Here is a 13,441-nt window from a genome sequence, read left to right on the forward strand (position 1 = left end):
AAAGTAATCATAATAATGCCTCGGTAGATACTAATAGCACATCAAGCGTAAAGACTATTTACGCTTGAACAACCCCCGCATCTGGTTCGATACTCAAACCATGTATCGAACTTCTTACAACCAGTCTAATAAAAATAGATAGAGTTTTAGCTGTTACTTCAAAGGGGTGCAGTGTGCAGAAAACTCGACAAGAACTTTTTGAATTGGTTTGCTCAACGCCCATGACCTGCATCAATATTTATACAGTTTTAAGTTCAGCCGCAGCAAAGAATTTGCATTGAGACCTAAAATTTGAGAATGCGAAAGTTATGCCTCATCATCTGCCTAAGCTTGCTCAGCAGCATGTTCCATGCTGTGGCTATGCCGGTTGAGGCACATCAAATGGAGCAAACGGATGCGGTGAATCAATCACACGCACCCCATGAGTGTGATGAAACACCAACCCCATCAATTAGCAAGCAGTGCAAACTCAATGGCCACATCTGCTGCCTCGGCATAACAGCAGCTATCGCCAACAAGGCTACCCAGAACAGTAACCCTGCTCAATTGTTCAATGCGTTTTCTAAAACGCTGGCGTTGAACATCTTTCCAAATAGAAGATTCAAGCCTCCCAAAAAATCTCTCCAAAGCTAAATCGACTTGCCCATAACTGGGTTGTTAACTTTTTTGGAGAAATTTATGAACATGACGCATTACATGGAGTTGCTTGCGACTAACCAACCATGGAACCTGTTGATTTTTATGGCGGTGCCAGTGATCTTGGCGGAGACCTTGGCGATTACAGAACTTTATGTTCTGTTCACAAGGCGTAATGAAGGCTGGGTTCACAGCCTCAACCGAGCTGCTGGCATTACCGTCGGCTTGTACTTCATTGGTGTCATCATTTATTTGATGAACACGGCAGTTTTGCCCATCACAAAAGCAGGCGAATGGCGAACCATCATTGATGTGATCGCAGTTGGTAGCTACTTGATAGGCGGCTTGCCATTGATTTACATTGCTCTACAAGAGTTAGATTTGGTTAACTCCAAGGCTTCCGATGAGGACAAACGTAAAGTACATGCAGTGTGCGTGGCGTTGTTCTTAGTATTTGGCCACATTGCCATGATTGCAGGAATGCTCGATCCAGCGCTGCTTGGTTTCGGTGCTGACACTGCTACGGATATGCCAATGATGCATAACCACTAAAGGGGTAAATTCAGGTAAGAGCTCACTACCCCAGTGAGCTCTTTTTTTATTAATTTATGAGGGGCTTATATGCAGTGGCTATTTACCAAGTACTTGATATCAGCAGGCGTCGTTGTCGTGATTTCTGAAGTAGCAAAGCGCAGTGGGAAGCTGGGTGGCCTTATGGCAGCGCTACCTTTAATCACTCTGCTTTCTATGGTTTGGATGTACATCGAGCAAGCCCCTGAAGCAAAGATTGCAGAACAAGCATTTTTTACCTTCTGGTACGTCATACCAACACTGCCTATGTTTTTGGTTTTCCCATTTCTGTTGGCGCGATTTGGATTTTGGTTATCAATGGGGATCGGCGCAGCACTTACGATTACTTGCTTTTTCGTCTTCAGCCTTGTTCTTAGACAGTTTGGAATCGAGTTGTTGTAACAGGCTCCTGAAATAATCACCGCGCTTTCAATGCAAGTAAAGACTCTTTACGCTTGACAACGCGGCGCATCTGGTTCGATATTCATTTCAGAAATCGAACCGCCAATCTTCTTAACCCAAACTTAGTCGGTTTTAAACCCACTAGATGCGAGGGACTGATTCCCAGTCGGTTGTATAGCTTGGGGACTTGCGCTCCTGCCTCATTTGCCAACCTTTATGCGCGCCTTGCGTAGAGACTTTCACGGTACCTCGGCCAAACTTTTTGTTCAATCCGTCAAGAGCTTCCATTAATTTCGTATCCGTTGCCTGCGCTGGTTCTAACCAATCAGACTGGTACTGCCCCACTGGGGAAATTTCTCCCAGCATGATTCCAGCTTTTTTGTACTCGTATTCAGGCTTGAACAGTCGCTCAACAAGATAATCTGCCCAGCGATTAACTACCAAGCTGTCGTTTGTTGGCTGCGGCAATGGCAATGTGAAGCAAGGGTTGTATTGAGGTAAGTCTCTTCTGAATCGATTGGTATGCAACGAGACCTGTATCAATGATGCGTGAGAGCCTTGAGCTCGCAGCTTTACACAAGCGTTAGCTACAAAAGTGCTCATGGCATCTTTTACTACAGCAACATCTTTGACCATCTGCCCGAAAGAACGACTGCTGACTATTTGTTTTTTATTTGGAGTGATTTCTTGAAAATCAATACAAGAAACGCCTTGAAGTTCACGTTGTGTTTTCTCCATCACAACACCAAACTCGGCCCTGAGAGTACTGGTATGTGCCACTCTTAGATCTTGAACTGTGTTGATACCGTGTTCAGCCAATCGAGCAGATAGCCTGCGCCCTACACCCCACACCTCACTCACATCGAGCTTACTTAGCAATCTAACTTTCTGATTCTCAGTGAGATCGTTGTAATTGAAAACGCCCTTAGACCTTGGATGTTTCTTAGCTACATGGTTTGCCAGCTTTGCAAGTGTCTTGGTTGGACCAATGCCTACGCACACTGGTATGCCTGTCCACTTTATTACTCTGTCTCTCATGGCGTAGCTGACATCCCTCAACCTGGGCATGCCAGTTAGGTCTACGAAGCATTCATCTATCGAGTAAACCTCATGACGTGGAGAATAGTCGCTCAAGATAGACATGACACGGTTAGACATGTCCGCATACAAAGCGTAGTTGGAACTCAACGCCAAGATCCCATGCTCCTCCGCCAGCTCTTTGCATTCAAACCAAGGTTGCCCCATCTTGATTCCAAGTGCCTTTGCATCATTTGAACGTGACACAGCACAGCCATCGTTATTTCTGAATGACCCTAACTGTTAGTAGGCTATATACGCCTATGCTCTATCGTCAATTTGACGACTAACAATTTTTGCAGGAATTAAGTGCCAGCCAAAGTGTCAATGATGGGGCATGGTCCAGATTCGACTCCGTTTTCGCAGCGCTTAGACAAGTCAGTAAGGGTCTTCTTCATGCGGCGCAGGTCAGCAATGCGGGCATCAATCTCCTTGATCTTGTGCTCAGCCAGCTCCTTGGTTTCGCAACAGTTTTTTGCTTCTTCAAAGCTAAGAAGACTGCTGGTCTCATCCAACGTGAATCCTAACGTTTGTGCGCGCTTGATGAATTTGACTCGCCGGACAACCGCTTCGCCATACTTGCGCTGCCCGCCCTGCGGGAGTAGGGGCTCAGCAATCAGACCAATGCGCTGGTAATAGCGGATCGTGTCGATCTTTACGCCTGCCGCGTTGGCAGCTCGGCCAATTGTCATGTCGTTCATGGCATTTCCAAATAGTGCTTGACTCTGGACTCTAGTCCAGACTTTACATTAGCCTATCCCTTGTTGGGTTGGAAGGATTTGTGCATGGACATTAAAGTCAAATCTTCAATGGTCGCAGCTGCGCTGGCAGCCGTTGGCGCTTCTGCGTGTTGCGCTGGACCTCTCATCCTTTTGTCGCTCGGCATTGGCGGGGCCTGGATTGGCAACCTGACCGCGCTCGAGCCCTACCGACCCATCTTCGTGGCCTTGGTCGCGGTGTTCATGGTCATGGCTTGGCGACGGCTTTACCGCGAGCCGACGTGCGCTCCCGGAGATGTCTGCGCCATCCCTGAGGTGGCCGCGCGGCAACGAACCATCTTTTGGGTCGTGTTGGCAATGGTCTGCCTCATGGCGGCATCACCCTGGCTTCTTCCCTTCATCTTTTAAGGACACCACCATGCGTTCATATCTTTTGGCCCTCTCGATTTTCCTTTCAATCAACGCTTTCGCTGGAACGCCAAAGACAGTCACCCTCGACGTAAAGAACATGACTTGTGAGCTTTGTCCCGTGACGGTCAAGAAGGCTTTGGAGAAGACGCCTGGCGTCGCAAAAGCCCAAATCGACTTCGCGAAGAAGACCGCAACCGTCACCTTTGACCCCGATGTCGCCACCGTGGCGGCTTTGGCCCAGGCCACAACCAATGCTGGATACCCCTCCACTGCGCGGGAGGTCAAGTGAGCAACCCGATTCAAACCGCATCGACCTTGACATGTCCCGAATGCGGCCATGCCATCAAGCTTGAGATGCCGACGGACGCCTGTCAGTTCTTTTACGAATGCGAAGAATGCAAGACCGTGATGCGCCCACTGCCGGGAGACTGCTGTGTTTTTTGCAGTTATGGAGATGTGAAGTGCCCGCCCATCCAAGCGCAATCGTCCTGCTGCGCTACTAGATAGTCTAGGCTCGCGCCACAGGCATGTCACTAAATTTGGTGGTGTATTGAGGCGTAAGTCTTTCTTGCCTCATCGACCAGTCGCGGTGCGCACCCACGCCGACAGCGCTTCCTACATGGATGGCACCGCGTCCAAACCGATCATTGATGGCATCCATTGCGGCCATCAATCTTCCGCGATCCCGTGTTTCAGGCGCACCGAAGTCAAACTCGCCTTGTGAGACGTTGTCCGGCATCAAGTCCAGCAGCATGACTCCTGCCTTGGAGAGTTTGAATCCCGGTTTGTAAATCTGGGTGACTCCCATTACAGCGGCCTGAACCAGATGCCTCGTGTCCGCCGTCGGACGGCGCAGCGGTATGACTATGCTTTTGGAGAAGTGTGGCCCCTGTCGGAAGGGGGACGTGTGGGCGAACACCAGTATCTGACCAGCCAAGAAGGATTGACGCCGCAGCTTGGCTGCCGCACGGCTGGTGAACTCGCTCACCGCCTCGATGAGAGGCTTAAGGCTACGCTGAACAAGTAGCCGATTTGAGCGATCCGCTGCCCAATGGGTCGCTGACGCGGGGAAGCCTCGCGGTTTGACCGCGTTCCCCGGCCATACCGGCCGTGCTTGCGCACTTGGAGTGCGCAACGGGCGCACTCATGCCGCGAGGCGCTGCCGCGCCAGGTAGATGTTGGCCAGACCCAGCACCACGAACGAACGTGTGGCGTTCTTGGCAAGGCCTCGGTAGCGCACCTTGGCAAAGCCCCAGAGCCGCTTCACCACGGCAAAGACGTGTTCGACTCGGGCGCGGACCTTGGACTTGTTGTGATTCTTCGAGCGCTCGACCTCGTCGATCTCGCCATCCCTGCGCACGCGCTGGTTGGTGAAGTCCTTGGCCTGGGGCGCCTTCGATTCGATCAACGCCCTCTGGCTGGCGTAGGCGCTGTCGCCGTATACACGCTGCTCGTTCCCGTGCAACAGCTCGGGCAATGGATGTTTGTCATGCACGTTGGCTGCCGTGACCACAGCGCTGTGCGCCAGCCCAGTGCGGCTGTCCACGCCGATGTGCATCTTCATGCCGAAGTACCACTGCTGGCCTTTGCGGGTCTGGTGCATCTCCGGGTCGCGCTGTTTGTCGGCGTTCTTGGTCGAGCTGGGCGCGCCGATGATGGTGGCATCCACGATGGTGCCGGTGCCCACCTTCATGCCTCGGGCCTGCAGCACCTCCCCCACCTTGGCAAACAAGGCCTCGCCCAGCTTGTGCTTCTCCAGCAGGCGGCGAAACTTCAGCAGCGTGGTCCCGTCAGGCACACGTTCACGCCCCAGATCAATGCCTACAAAGCGGCGCAGCGCCGTGCTGTCGAGCAGAGCCTCCTCGCAGGCCTCATCAGCCAGGTTGAACCAGTGCTGCACGAAGTACATCCGCAGCATGCGTTCCAGTCCGATCGGTGGGCGCCCGTTGCCGGCCTTGGGGTAGTGCGGTTCGATGACCGAGCACAACTCCTGCCACGGCACGATCTGCTCCATCGTCGCCAGGAATGTGTCCCGCTTGGTGAGCTTGCGGTATTGCTCGTAGCCGTCGCCTTGATCGGCTGCCATCGCCAGGGTTTGCTGTTTCAGCTTCACCTTCGTGTCTCTGGTGTCTCGATACATGCAAACCTCGCGCCACCTCTCAACTTGTTCAGCGTAGCCTTAGGCCGGCGAGAAGTTCCCGGCGGTTGTGATGATGGGGGCTGGCTGGATGGTGGTCCCCGACATCAAACCAGGCAAGTGATGGTGAGTGGCTGACCCGCCCTGGGTCAGCCACTCAGTCGGGATCGCTGTTTGCAGGTGATCCCGTCCCTTTTGTCAGTTGGCGCAGCAGCGCTGTGGCCAACCAGCCATCACTTTGATCCACCCGAAGCCTTGGCCACGTAGGCCGCCAGGGCGGCAATTTGCGCATCACTGAGTTTGCCGTTGTAGGACGGCATCTGCCCAATGCCGTTGCGCAGCGCGGTGGCCACGCGCTTGGCATCGGGCTTGAGCTCGTCCAGGCTGGGGCCCACGGCGCCTTCGGCTCCCGCGTCCTTGAGCGCATGGCACAGGGCGCAGGCAGGCACCGCGCCTTGGCCGAACAACACCTTGCCTTGTTGAAGTTGCGCGGCATCGTCGGCGGCGTGCACGGGCAGCACTGTGAATGCCAACGACCACAGGGCAGCGACCAACGCGTGTTTTTGGATTGTGCGCTTCATGCCACGCTCACTTTCACGGCGTGGTCGGCCCAGCTGGTGTTGTTGTAGCCGCCCGCGTTTTCCATGCGTTGTTCGGGCTGCACGTTGCCTGCGGTGTCGGTGGCTCGGCTCGCCAGGGTGAACTGGCCCGCCGGCAGGCGCGCCGCAAAAACAAACTGCCGCCACGCAAAGCGGCCGAGGTCGGGCCCCACCATGCGCGCGAGCTGCCAGGTTTTTCCGCCGTCCAGAGAAACCTCGACCTTGGCCACCGCGTTCATGCCGCCAAACGCCACGCCATGGATCTGTGTGTCACCCGCTTTAAGCGGGGCGCCGTCCGTGCCGGGACCGTTGATCCACGACTTCACCGTCATTTCCTGCACCGATGGCTGCGACGGGTCGCCCTTCGCGCCGGGCGGTGAAATGCGGTAGCCGTGCGACATGATGCGTGCGTCGGTCTCCTGAGCGGTGAAGGCCAGGCGTTTGACGTACTTGATGTTGTTCACGCCCGTGTAACCCGGCACGATCAAGCGCAGTGGGCCGCCGTGGGCCAGCGAAATCGGCACACCGTTCATTTCCCAGGCCAGCAGGGCATCGGCGAGTGCGGCAGCAGGCACCGAGCGTTCCACGATCACGCTCTTGGGGTCCAGTCCATCGGGGAGTTTTTCGCCGCCTGTGCCGGTGAGGTAGGCCATGCCGGCCTCCACGCCGCCCAGGGCATCCACCACCCAGCGCACCGGCACACCGCTCCACACCACACAGCCTGCTGCGCCCACTTGCCAAGGCGTTCCACTGGGCTTGTTGGGGAAGTAGCCGCGTCCGTTGCCAGAGCATTGCAACACCATCGCCGTGGTCTCGATGCCCATGCGCTTGAGGTCGCCCAGCGTGAGTTTGCGCGGGTTCTTCACCCCCTCGATGTTGATCTCCCAGGCATCGCGGTTGCCCAGGATCGAGGCGTCGGGCGCGGGCAGATTGTTGCGGATGTAGAGCTGCTCGGACGGCGTGATTACGCTGGTGCCGAACACACTGCGCTTGGTCTCAATGGTGGTGCTGCTGTGCACGATCAGGCTGGCCGGGTCCTTCCAGCCCACGTACGCTGGCAGAGGCTTGGCAGCACCGGCCACGGCGACGGGCGCGGTCTCACCAGCAGCGGCTGCGGTGCGGCCAAAGCTGGCCAGACCAACGGCAGCCAAAGCAGCGCCGCTGCCGGCCAGCAGGTGGCGCCGGGGGAGCGAGGTGGGTTGTTGGTTCATTTCTGGGGTCTCCGGTGGTTGGGCGTCGTGCGCCGGTTGGGGTGAAAGGGGTGAGCGGTTGATTCGTTGACAGGGACGCGGTGCCTCAGCCTGGCCCGGACACGGGAGGTGCCTGCAGTGCCGTCTGCGCGACCGCCAGTGCCTTCTTTTTCTGGGCCACCAGCAACAAGGGCTTGCCCTCGCGCGAGCGGATCACCTTCCAGTGCACGTTGCTCCACCAGCCGCTGGCCTCGCGCAGGTCCACAGGCTGGTCAAAGGCATACACCGTCACCATGCCGCCCTTCTCGAAGAACGTGGTGAGGTGGTAAGCGAGGTGACCTTCGATATCGCATGGCCGCATGAGTTGGGGAAACCCGGGCACCACGTTGGCGTCCCGCATGCCCAGGTGCATGAGCAACTGGCGCTGCTCCATGAAACTGCCCCGCAAGCTGCGCTCGTGGTATTCGTGGTCGATCGCGTCGCGCACCATCGCTGGCGGTCGCACGGCGAGCACCCCGCCGCTGGTGCCACCGGCCAGCAAAAGCGCCGCCAGAAAACGCTGCAAGCCGCGTCGCGCCAGCAGCGGCTGCGGCTTTCGGTACAGGTGTGCCGGTGCGTCGCTGGCCTCGAAGGCGATCGCCAACTCGGCGCGCGCGCGCAAATCGAATTCGCTGTCGGGCAGGAAAGGCGCGTCGGTATCGGGGCTCATGTCTTGGTCCTGCGAAACGGGGTAACGTTGACATCGGCCTTGGGTGTCGCAGGTACCCCCATGGCCAGCTTCAAAGCGTCGCGCGCACGGGCTAGGCGCGACAACACCGTGCCGGGCGCGATCTCCAGCGTCTCGGCCATCTGGGCGGTGGGCATGTCGTCGAAATAAAACAGCACCAGCACCTCGCGGTGGATGGGCGCCAGGCGCGCGAGCGCCTTGACGACATCGAGTTTGTCGTCCAGCCCCGCGTCGGGCGCCGCTTGCTCGGGCTGCTCTTCATCGTCCAGCGACTGCATGCTGGGTGCGGCCTGGCGAAAGGCGGCGCGGCGCATGATCTGAAAGAGCCAAGCCCGTGCCAGCGCAGCGTCGCGCAGTTGCTCCCGGTGCTTCCAGGCGTTGGCAAAACAGTCTTGCACCACGTCTTCGGCAATGGCGCGCGAACCAGTGAGCGCCCACGCACTGCGCAGCAAAAAACGGTAGTGCTCACGCACCCATTGGTTATAGCGGGACTCGGCAGACTGGAACAGCATGGTGATCAAGAGCGCTGCGTGGCTTGGTTCATTCCGTGGCGCTCATCGGTACTTTCCCTAGGGCTGTCGATCAAGGCCCCCGCGTCCCACCCAGCGACGGAAATTCCGCTTCCGCACCTTTGGCTGTGCGCTGCTGCAGGGTGTGCAGTCGGCGTTGCATGCTCTGGATCTCCACCGTCTGCCCGGCAATGATTTCCTCGGCCAACTGCCGGGTGACAGGATCGCGCCCATGCTGCAACACCAGCCGCGCCATGTCCACAGCGCCGGCGTGGTGCGGAATCATCATCGCCAGAAAGTCCTGGTCGGCCTGGCCTGCGTAGCCCGGGCTGTGCATGGCCTGCATCATGCGGGCCATCGATTCGTCCATATCCCGCTGGAATGCGCTGGTGTGCGCGGCGCTGGCGCCGTGGCTGGTGTGCGCGCCGCTCATGCCGTCTGGCCCTTCTCGCCCACACGCACGTAGACGAGGTTGATGCTCTTTTTGTTGCGCAGCGCGCCAGAGGGCAGCGTCAGATTGCCCAGGGGGATCTGCGCAATGAAGGTCGGGCGCAGCGGGTCGCTCACATCAAATGCACTGCACACGGTCTGGCCCGCGTTGGGCGTGCCGGGCAGCTCGTCCTGTTCGTGGGCCACATACAGCAGCGTGTTCTCGGGGTTGGTCCACAACCCGTGCGACTCGCGGCCACGGCTGGAGAAGGTGCCCACCACCTTGCGCTGTCCGCCCGGAGCGCTGCGGTCGATGATGGCGATCGGGCTCGACGCCACGCCGCCGGGGCCACCATCGTCGATGCGCGCCAGGCTGGCATAGACCACGCTGCCGCGCGCATTGCGCACGAACTCAACGTGGTTGGGCCGAGCGCCCATGCCGAGTGGCACGGTGTCGATCAGGTCGAAGCCACCCTGCGTCGAGCGGCAAGACACCGCATCAGCCAGCTTGTGCGAGAACCACACCTCGGCACCGTCGGGTGTGGTCTTCATGAAGGGCGTGAAGCCGGGTTTGTCCTGTGCGCTGATGTCCAGCGTGGTCAGCCGCTGCGGTTGGCTGTGGCCATCCGCGCCGGGGTTGACGCGGAACACGTCGATCTTCGACACCTTCTGGCTGGCCACAAAGGCCAACGTACCCTCACGGTTGAACCACACCTGCGCCGGGCCGCTCAGTGTGGGCAGGTATTGGCGAACCGCGCTGGAGCCCGGGCTGTCGGCCCCCTTGAGCTGGCGAACGGCACGATCGACGCCGACGATGGCAATGCGGTCTTCACCGCGCAGCGTGACCCACAGCTCGCGGCCGTTGCGCGTGAAAGTGGGCTCGTGCGGTTCGCGGCCCAGCAGCAGGCCACTACTCAGGCGCTCGGGGTTGGTGGTGGGCCCAGACGCAGGGTTGGGTGTGTTGCCGATGACGCGGCGCTGCTCGGCGTCGATCAGATAAATGTTGCTGGAGCCGCGCCCGCTGGTGGCCAGCAGCCGGCCGTCGGGCGACGGCACCGCGCCGTGGGCGTCGATGCAGCCGTGGTACAGCGGCTTGTGGATCATCGCCGCGTGTGTCGGCGCCACGCCGGCGGTGACGTAGCGAAATGGAGGCCGCGGGTCTTCGTCGAAGCTGGTCAGGTTGATCGTGCTCTCGACGGTGTTCGTCTTCGGATCGATGACGACCAGCGTGTTGGAGTCTTCATTGGTGATGAAGACGCGGTCGCGCGGGTCGATGCCGGTGGCTGCGGCTCCCGCTGAAGCGCCGGACGGGGCCTGGGCATGTGCTGCGGGCAGCGCGCTGGCTGCCGCGGCGGCCAGGGTGTACTTGAGAATGTCGCGGCGTTGGGTGGTCATGTGTGCTTTCTGAGTTGGTGTGGAGAGTGATCGCTTGGGTCGTTAGCCGGCAGCCGCCGATGAACCACTGCCCAGCGCTTGCTTCAGGTCAAGAGCGCGGCTCAGGCCGTTTCATTCCCTGGCGCGAGCCGACAGCGCGTCGCGCCGACGCCGCCCTGGCCTTCAGCGCGGGGTGCCAAGTTGCCGATAGACCTCGGCCGACACCTGCGCCAGCACGCTGCGGTCGGCGTCGGACGACAGGGCGTAGCCGAAGGGACCGTCGACCCAGTAGAAGACATTGACCGCACCTTCGCGTGCGAAGCGGAAGGCCGTGTCTGTGTTCTTCACGCCGGCCTGCAGTGCCTTGTCCGGCCCCGCGGCACTGCCCACGTCGGCGACATCGTTGGACACGTACAGCGTCAGTTTGCTGCCGAGCTCGTTGCGGTACATGAACTGCGCAACCGGCCCCTGGCCACCCGGCAACAGGCGCCCGCCTTCCAGCGTGTAGCCCTGGGCCTGCAGGTGCGGCGGCTTCATCGGCGCGCCCATGCGCTTGGACAGCCATGCCACCAACTGGTCCTCGTGCGCCGCGTCCACCTCGACCGGGCGGCGCGCGTCGGGACTGTATACCGCGTGAGCCACCGCCGCGCGCTGCGCGAAGCCGCCCGCTGACGCCAGCGTCAGGCCGCGCTCGGCGGGTGCCGCGGCGGCCATGCGGCCGGCATCGTCGCCCCCCGCGGGCAGGCCGCCCCGCAAGCCCCAGCCAGTCGCGCCGCTGATGACGGCGATGGCGATCCCAGCGGCCAGGCGCTGGAGGTACCAAGGCGTCTGCGGCACGGCGCGCGGGCGCGCCGATTTCAGCAGGCGCTGCGGCGGCTGTTCATCCAGCACGGGATCGAGCAAGGCGTGCAGTTTGCGCTTCTGCGCCCGGTAGGCCTCCAGGAGCTGCGCGTCTTCAGGGCGTGCGGCCAGATAAGCGGCGATCTCGACCTGGCGCTCAGCGGGCAGGCGGCCATCAACGAACGCATGCAGGTCGGCCTCGGTGACCGGGGGAATGGACGGTGGCGGACGGTCGGTATTCATGGGTTGCTTCGCAATATATTCATTTGACGACTTTCAGCCGCACCGGTTCTGCGCGGCCTTCCATCAGGCCGCGCAGGCGCTCACGGCCTCGCGACAGGCGCGACATCACGGTGCCGATGGGGATACCCAGGGCCTGCGCCACATCGGCATAGGCCATGTCTTCCAGCGTCACCAGAAGAAGCACTTCCTTCTGCTCGACGGGCAGCAAGTCCAGTGCAGCCTGCAGATCCAGTACAGCCAGCCTGTCGGTTTGTGTCGGCGCCACCGGCACTTCGGGCGTGTCGTCGTCCATGGTCACGGTGTGCAGCCTGGGACGGCGCACGCCATCGACGTGCAGGTTGTGCATGATGCTGAAGAGCCAGGCGCGCATGTCGGCCACGCCGCCCCACAGGTTCGACTTGGCCCAGGCCCGCTCCAGCGTGTCCTGCACCAGATCGTCGGCGTCGTCACGGTTGTTCACCAGCGCGCGCGAATAGCGGCGCAGGCGCGGCACCCAGCTCAGCAGGCTTGCGTCGTCTTGCATCGGGGGGTCGTGGCCTGAGGGACTGGACGGAAGTCGACAGCAAATGTCATTCCTTGATGATGTGCCAGACGTCTTTGAAGTTGTCGCCGGCGCGGTCGCCGGGCTTCTGGTCGGCCTGGTAGGTGTAGACCGGCTTGCCCTTGTAGGCCCACTGGCGCGCACCGTCGTCGCGCATGACGATCGTGTATGCACCGGCGGGTTGGTCGCTGGCGGCGGCCATCGCGGGCGGCCACAGCGCGGCGCAGCCGCCGTTGCAGGTGCTCTTGCCGCTGCCTGCCACGTCCTTGTCGAAGGTGTAGAGCGTCATGCCCTTGGCGTCGACCAGCGCGCCGTTGGCGAGCTTGGCCGGCGCGTCGGCAGCCATAGCGCCGGTGAGTGGTGCCGCGAAGGAAGCCGCTGTGATCAGCAGCGCGGCCAGAGTCGAAAGGTGCTTCATGGGGTTGTCCTTTAGGGTCTGGTGGAGAGTAGCCACGCTGCGTGCCGTTCAGTAAGCCGCAGCCACCGCCAGCTTGGGGTCGATCTGCCAGGTTTCACTGACGATCTTGCCTTCACGGAACGTCAGCACGTAGCGCACCTTGATGGGCATCTTGCCTTCGAAGACGACGTTGGCCGAGACGGTGGCGCCCTTGGGGTTGGCCGATTCTTCAATCTGGCCGACTGTGAGCTTCAGTGGGCCGACGGCCTTGCCGAACTTCTCCCAGGTGCCGCGAATGGCATCGGTGGTGGCATAGGTGCCGTCGAGTGGGCCGCCTACCCAGTTCAGCTGGGCCTGGTCGGCATAGGCACGCATGACGATCTGGGTGTCGCCCGAGGCGATGGCCTGGAAGTGCGTGCGGGCGTCGTCGCTGGGGGCGGCGAAGGCGCTGCCGGAGGCGAGCGTCAGGGCGGTGGCGGCGAAAGCGAAAGTCTTGAACATTGTGGGCTCCGATGAAGGGTTGGTGTGAAGTGAAGGGGGGTGAGTGCTGGACGAAGGGTCCGATAGGTCCCGACAAAAGAGCAGACGGCGTCGGCATGCGGTCTATTCCAGAGCGTGCAAAGAAATTTAGGGTCAGGGC

Annotated in this window: 20 protein-coding genes; 6 read left to right on the forward strand and 14 right to left on the reverse strand. The window is 59.9% G+C overall.

Annotated features, from left to right (window positions below):
- The first annotated feature begins 297 nt into the window (after positions 1-297).
- From L63ED372_RS09580 to L63ED372_RS09590, 3 genes are all read left to right on the forward strand, one after another.
- A complete protein-coding gene (locus L63ED372_RS09580; RefSeq protein ID WP_062405646.1) occupies positions 298-633 on the forward strand; it encodes a hypothetical protein in 336 nt (111 codons plus the stop codon).
- A 45-nt stretch (positions 634-678) separates the two neighbouring features.
- Positions 679-1,188, forward strand: a complete 510-nt coding sequence (locus tag L63ED372_RS09585) for a DUF6803 family protein (protein WP_062405648.1) — start codon at positions 679-681, stop codon at positions 1,186-1,188.
- 69 nt (positions 1,189-1,257) lie between these two features.
- On the forward strand, positions 1,258-1,608 hold the full coding sequence (locus L63ED372_RS09590; protein ID WP_062405650.1) for a DUF3147 family protein: 351 nt from the start codon (positions 1,258-1,260) through the stop codon (positions 1,606-1,608).
- Between the two features lie 141 nt (positions 1,609-1,749).
- Here L63ED372_RS09590 and L63ED372_RS09595 read toward each other — a convergent pair whose 3' ends face one another.
- Positions 1,750-2,853, reverse strand: coding sequence for a Y-family DNA polymerase (locus L63ED372_RS09595; RefSeq protein WP_231624469.1), 1,104 nt, complete (start codon positions 2,851-2,853; stop codon positions 1,750-1,752).
- A 137-nt stretch (positions 2,854-2,990) separates the two neighbouring features.
- A complete protein-coding gene (locus L63ED372_RS09600) occupies positions 2,991-3,386 on the reverse strand; it encodes a MerR family transcriptional regulator (RefSeq protein ID WP_060987617.1) in 396 nt (131 codons plus the stop codon).
- 84 nt (positions 3,387-3,470) lie between these two features.
- On the opposite strand from L63ED372_RS09600, the gene L63ED372_RS09605 reads away from it, so the two are divergent.
- The 3 genes from L63ED372_RS09605 (at position 3,471) to L63ED372_RS16645 (ending at position 4,322) form a co-directional block, all read left to right on the forward strand.
- Positions 3,471-3,812 (forward strand): mercuric transporter MerT family protein, encoded by a 342-nt coding sequence (locus L63ED372_RS09605; RefSeq protein ID WP_060987618.1) that lies wholly within the window; start codon positions 3,471-3,473, stop codon positions 3,810-3,812.
- A gap of 10 nt (positions 3,813-3,822) precedes the next feature.
- On the forward strand, positions 3,823-4,104 hold the full coding sequence (gene merP / locus L63ED372_RS09610; RefSeq protein WP_060987619.1) for a mercury resistance system periplasmic binding protein MerP: 282 nt from the start codon (positions 3,823-3,825) through the stop codon (positions 4,102-4,104).
- 65 nt (positions 4,105-4,169) lie between these two features.
- The gene (locus L63ED372_RS16645) at positions 4,170-4,322 is read left to right on the forward strand and encodes a GDCCVxC domain-containing (seleno)protein (protein ID WP_269465056.1); all 153 of its coding nucleotides are present in this window, start codon (positions 4,170-4,172) and stop codon (positions 4,320-4,322) included.
- A 1-nt stretch (position 4,323) separates the two neighbouring features.
- On the opposite strand, the gene L63ED372_RS09615 is transcribed toward L63ED372_RS16645, so the two are convergent.
- The 12 genes from L63ED372_RS09615 to L63ED372_RS09670 all read right to left on the reverse strand — a co-directional run bounded on the left by L63ED372_RS09615 (position 4,324) and on the right by L63ED372_RS09670 (position 13,302).
- Complete coding sequence (locus L63ED372_RS09615) at positions 4,324-4,803, reverse strand: DUF4113 domain-containing protein (protein WP_062405654.1); 480 nt, start codon at positions 4,801-4,803, stop codon at positions 4,324-4,326.
- A 156-nt stretch (positions 4,804-4,959) separates the two neighbouring features.
- Positions 4,960-5,922, reverse strand: a complete 963-nt coding sequence (locus L63ED372_RS09620) for an IS5 family transposase (RefSeq protein ID WP_062407895.1) — start codon at positions 5,920-5,922, stop codon at positions 4,960-4,962.
- A gap of 263 nt (positions 5,923-6,185) precedes the next feature.
- Positions 6,186-6,533, reverse strand: a complete 348-nt coding sequence (sorU, locus tag L63ED372_RS09625; RefSeq protein ID WP_008904214.1) for a SorU family sulfite dehydrogenase c-type cytochrome subunit — start codon at positions 6,531-6,533, stop codon at positions 6,186-6,188.
- Positions 6,530-7,762 carry a SorT family sulfite dehydrogenase catalytic subunit gene (gene sorT, locus L63ED372_RS09630; RefSeq protein WP_062405656.1) on the reverse strand — a complete coding sequence of 411 codons (1,233 nt, stop codon included), beginning with the start codon at positions 7,760-7,762 and terminating at the stop codon, positions 6,530-6,532. The genes sorU and sorT overlap by 4 nt, the downstream gene beginning before the upstream one ends.
- Before the next feature lie 85 nt (positions 7,763-7,847).
- The gene (locus tag L63ED372_RS09635; RefSeq protein ID WP_008904212.1) at positions 7,848-8,450 is read right to left on the reverse strand and encodes a hypothetical protein; all 603 of its coding nucleotides are present in this window, start codon (positions 8,448-8,450) and stop codon (positions 7,848-7,850) included.
- On the reverse strand, positions 8,447-8,980 hold the full coding sequence (locus L63ED372_RS09640; RefSeq protein ID WP_062405658.1) for an RNA polymerase sigma factor: 534 nt from the start codon (positions 8,978-8,980) through the stop codon (positions 8,447-8,449). Before L63ED372_RS09640 ends, L63ED372_RS09635 begins: the two co-directional genes overlap by 4 nt.
- Positions 8,981-9,050: 70 nt before the next feature.
- Positions 9,051-9,410 (reverse strand): DUF305 domain-containing protein, encoded by a 360-nt coding sequence (locus L63ED372_RS09645; RefSeq protein WP_008904210.1) that lies wholly within the window; start codon positions 9,408-9,410, stop codon positions 9,051-9,053.
- Complete coding sequence (locus L63ED372_RS09650; RefSeq protein ID WP_062405660.1) at positions 9,407-10,801, reverse strand: YncE family protein; 1,395 nt, start codon at positions 10,799-10,801, stop codon at positions 9,407-9,409. Before L63ED372_RS09650 ends, L63ED372_RS09645 begins: the two co-directional genes overlap by 4 nt.
- 162 nt (positions 10,802-10,963) lie before the next feature.
- The gene (locus L63ED372_RS09655) at positions 10,964-11,863 is read right to left on the reverse strand and encodes an anti-sigma factor family protein (RefSeq protein WP_062405662.1); all 900 of its coding nucleotides are present in this window, start codon (positions 11,861-11,863) and stop codon (positions 10,964-10,966) included.
- Positions 11,864-11,882: 19 nt separating this feature from the next.
- The gene (locus tag L63ED372_RS09660; protein WP_008904230.1) at positions 11,883-12,386 is read right to left on the reverse strand and encodes an RNA polymerase sigma factor; all 504 of its coding nucleotides are present in this window, start codon (positions 12,384-12,386) and stop codon (positions 11,883-11,885) included.
- A 46-nt stretch (positions 12,387-12,432) separates the two neighbouring features.
- Positions 12,433-12,750 (reverse strand): COG4315 family predicted lipoprotein, encoded by a 318-nt coding sequence (locus tag L63ED372_RS09665; protein WP_231624607.1) that lies wholly within the window; start codon positions 12,748-12,750, stop codon positions 12,433-12,435.
- Positions 12,751-12,870: 120 nt separating this feature from the next.
- Complete coding sequence (locus L63ED372_RS09670) at positions 12,871-13,302, reverse strand: nuclear transport factor 2 family protein (protein WP_008904227.1); 432 nt, start codon at positions 13,300-13,302, stop codon at positions 12,871-12,873.
- Positions 13,303-13,441 lie beyond the last annotated feature (139 nt).

Source organism: Limnohabitans sp. 63ED37-2 (genome assembly GCF_001412535.1).
GTDB lineage: Bacteria > Pseudomonadota > Gammaproteobacteria > Burkholderiales > Burkholderiaceae_C > Limnohabitans_A.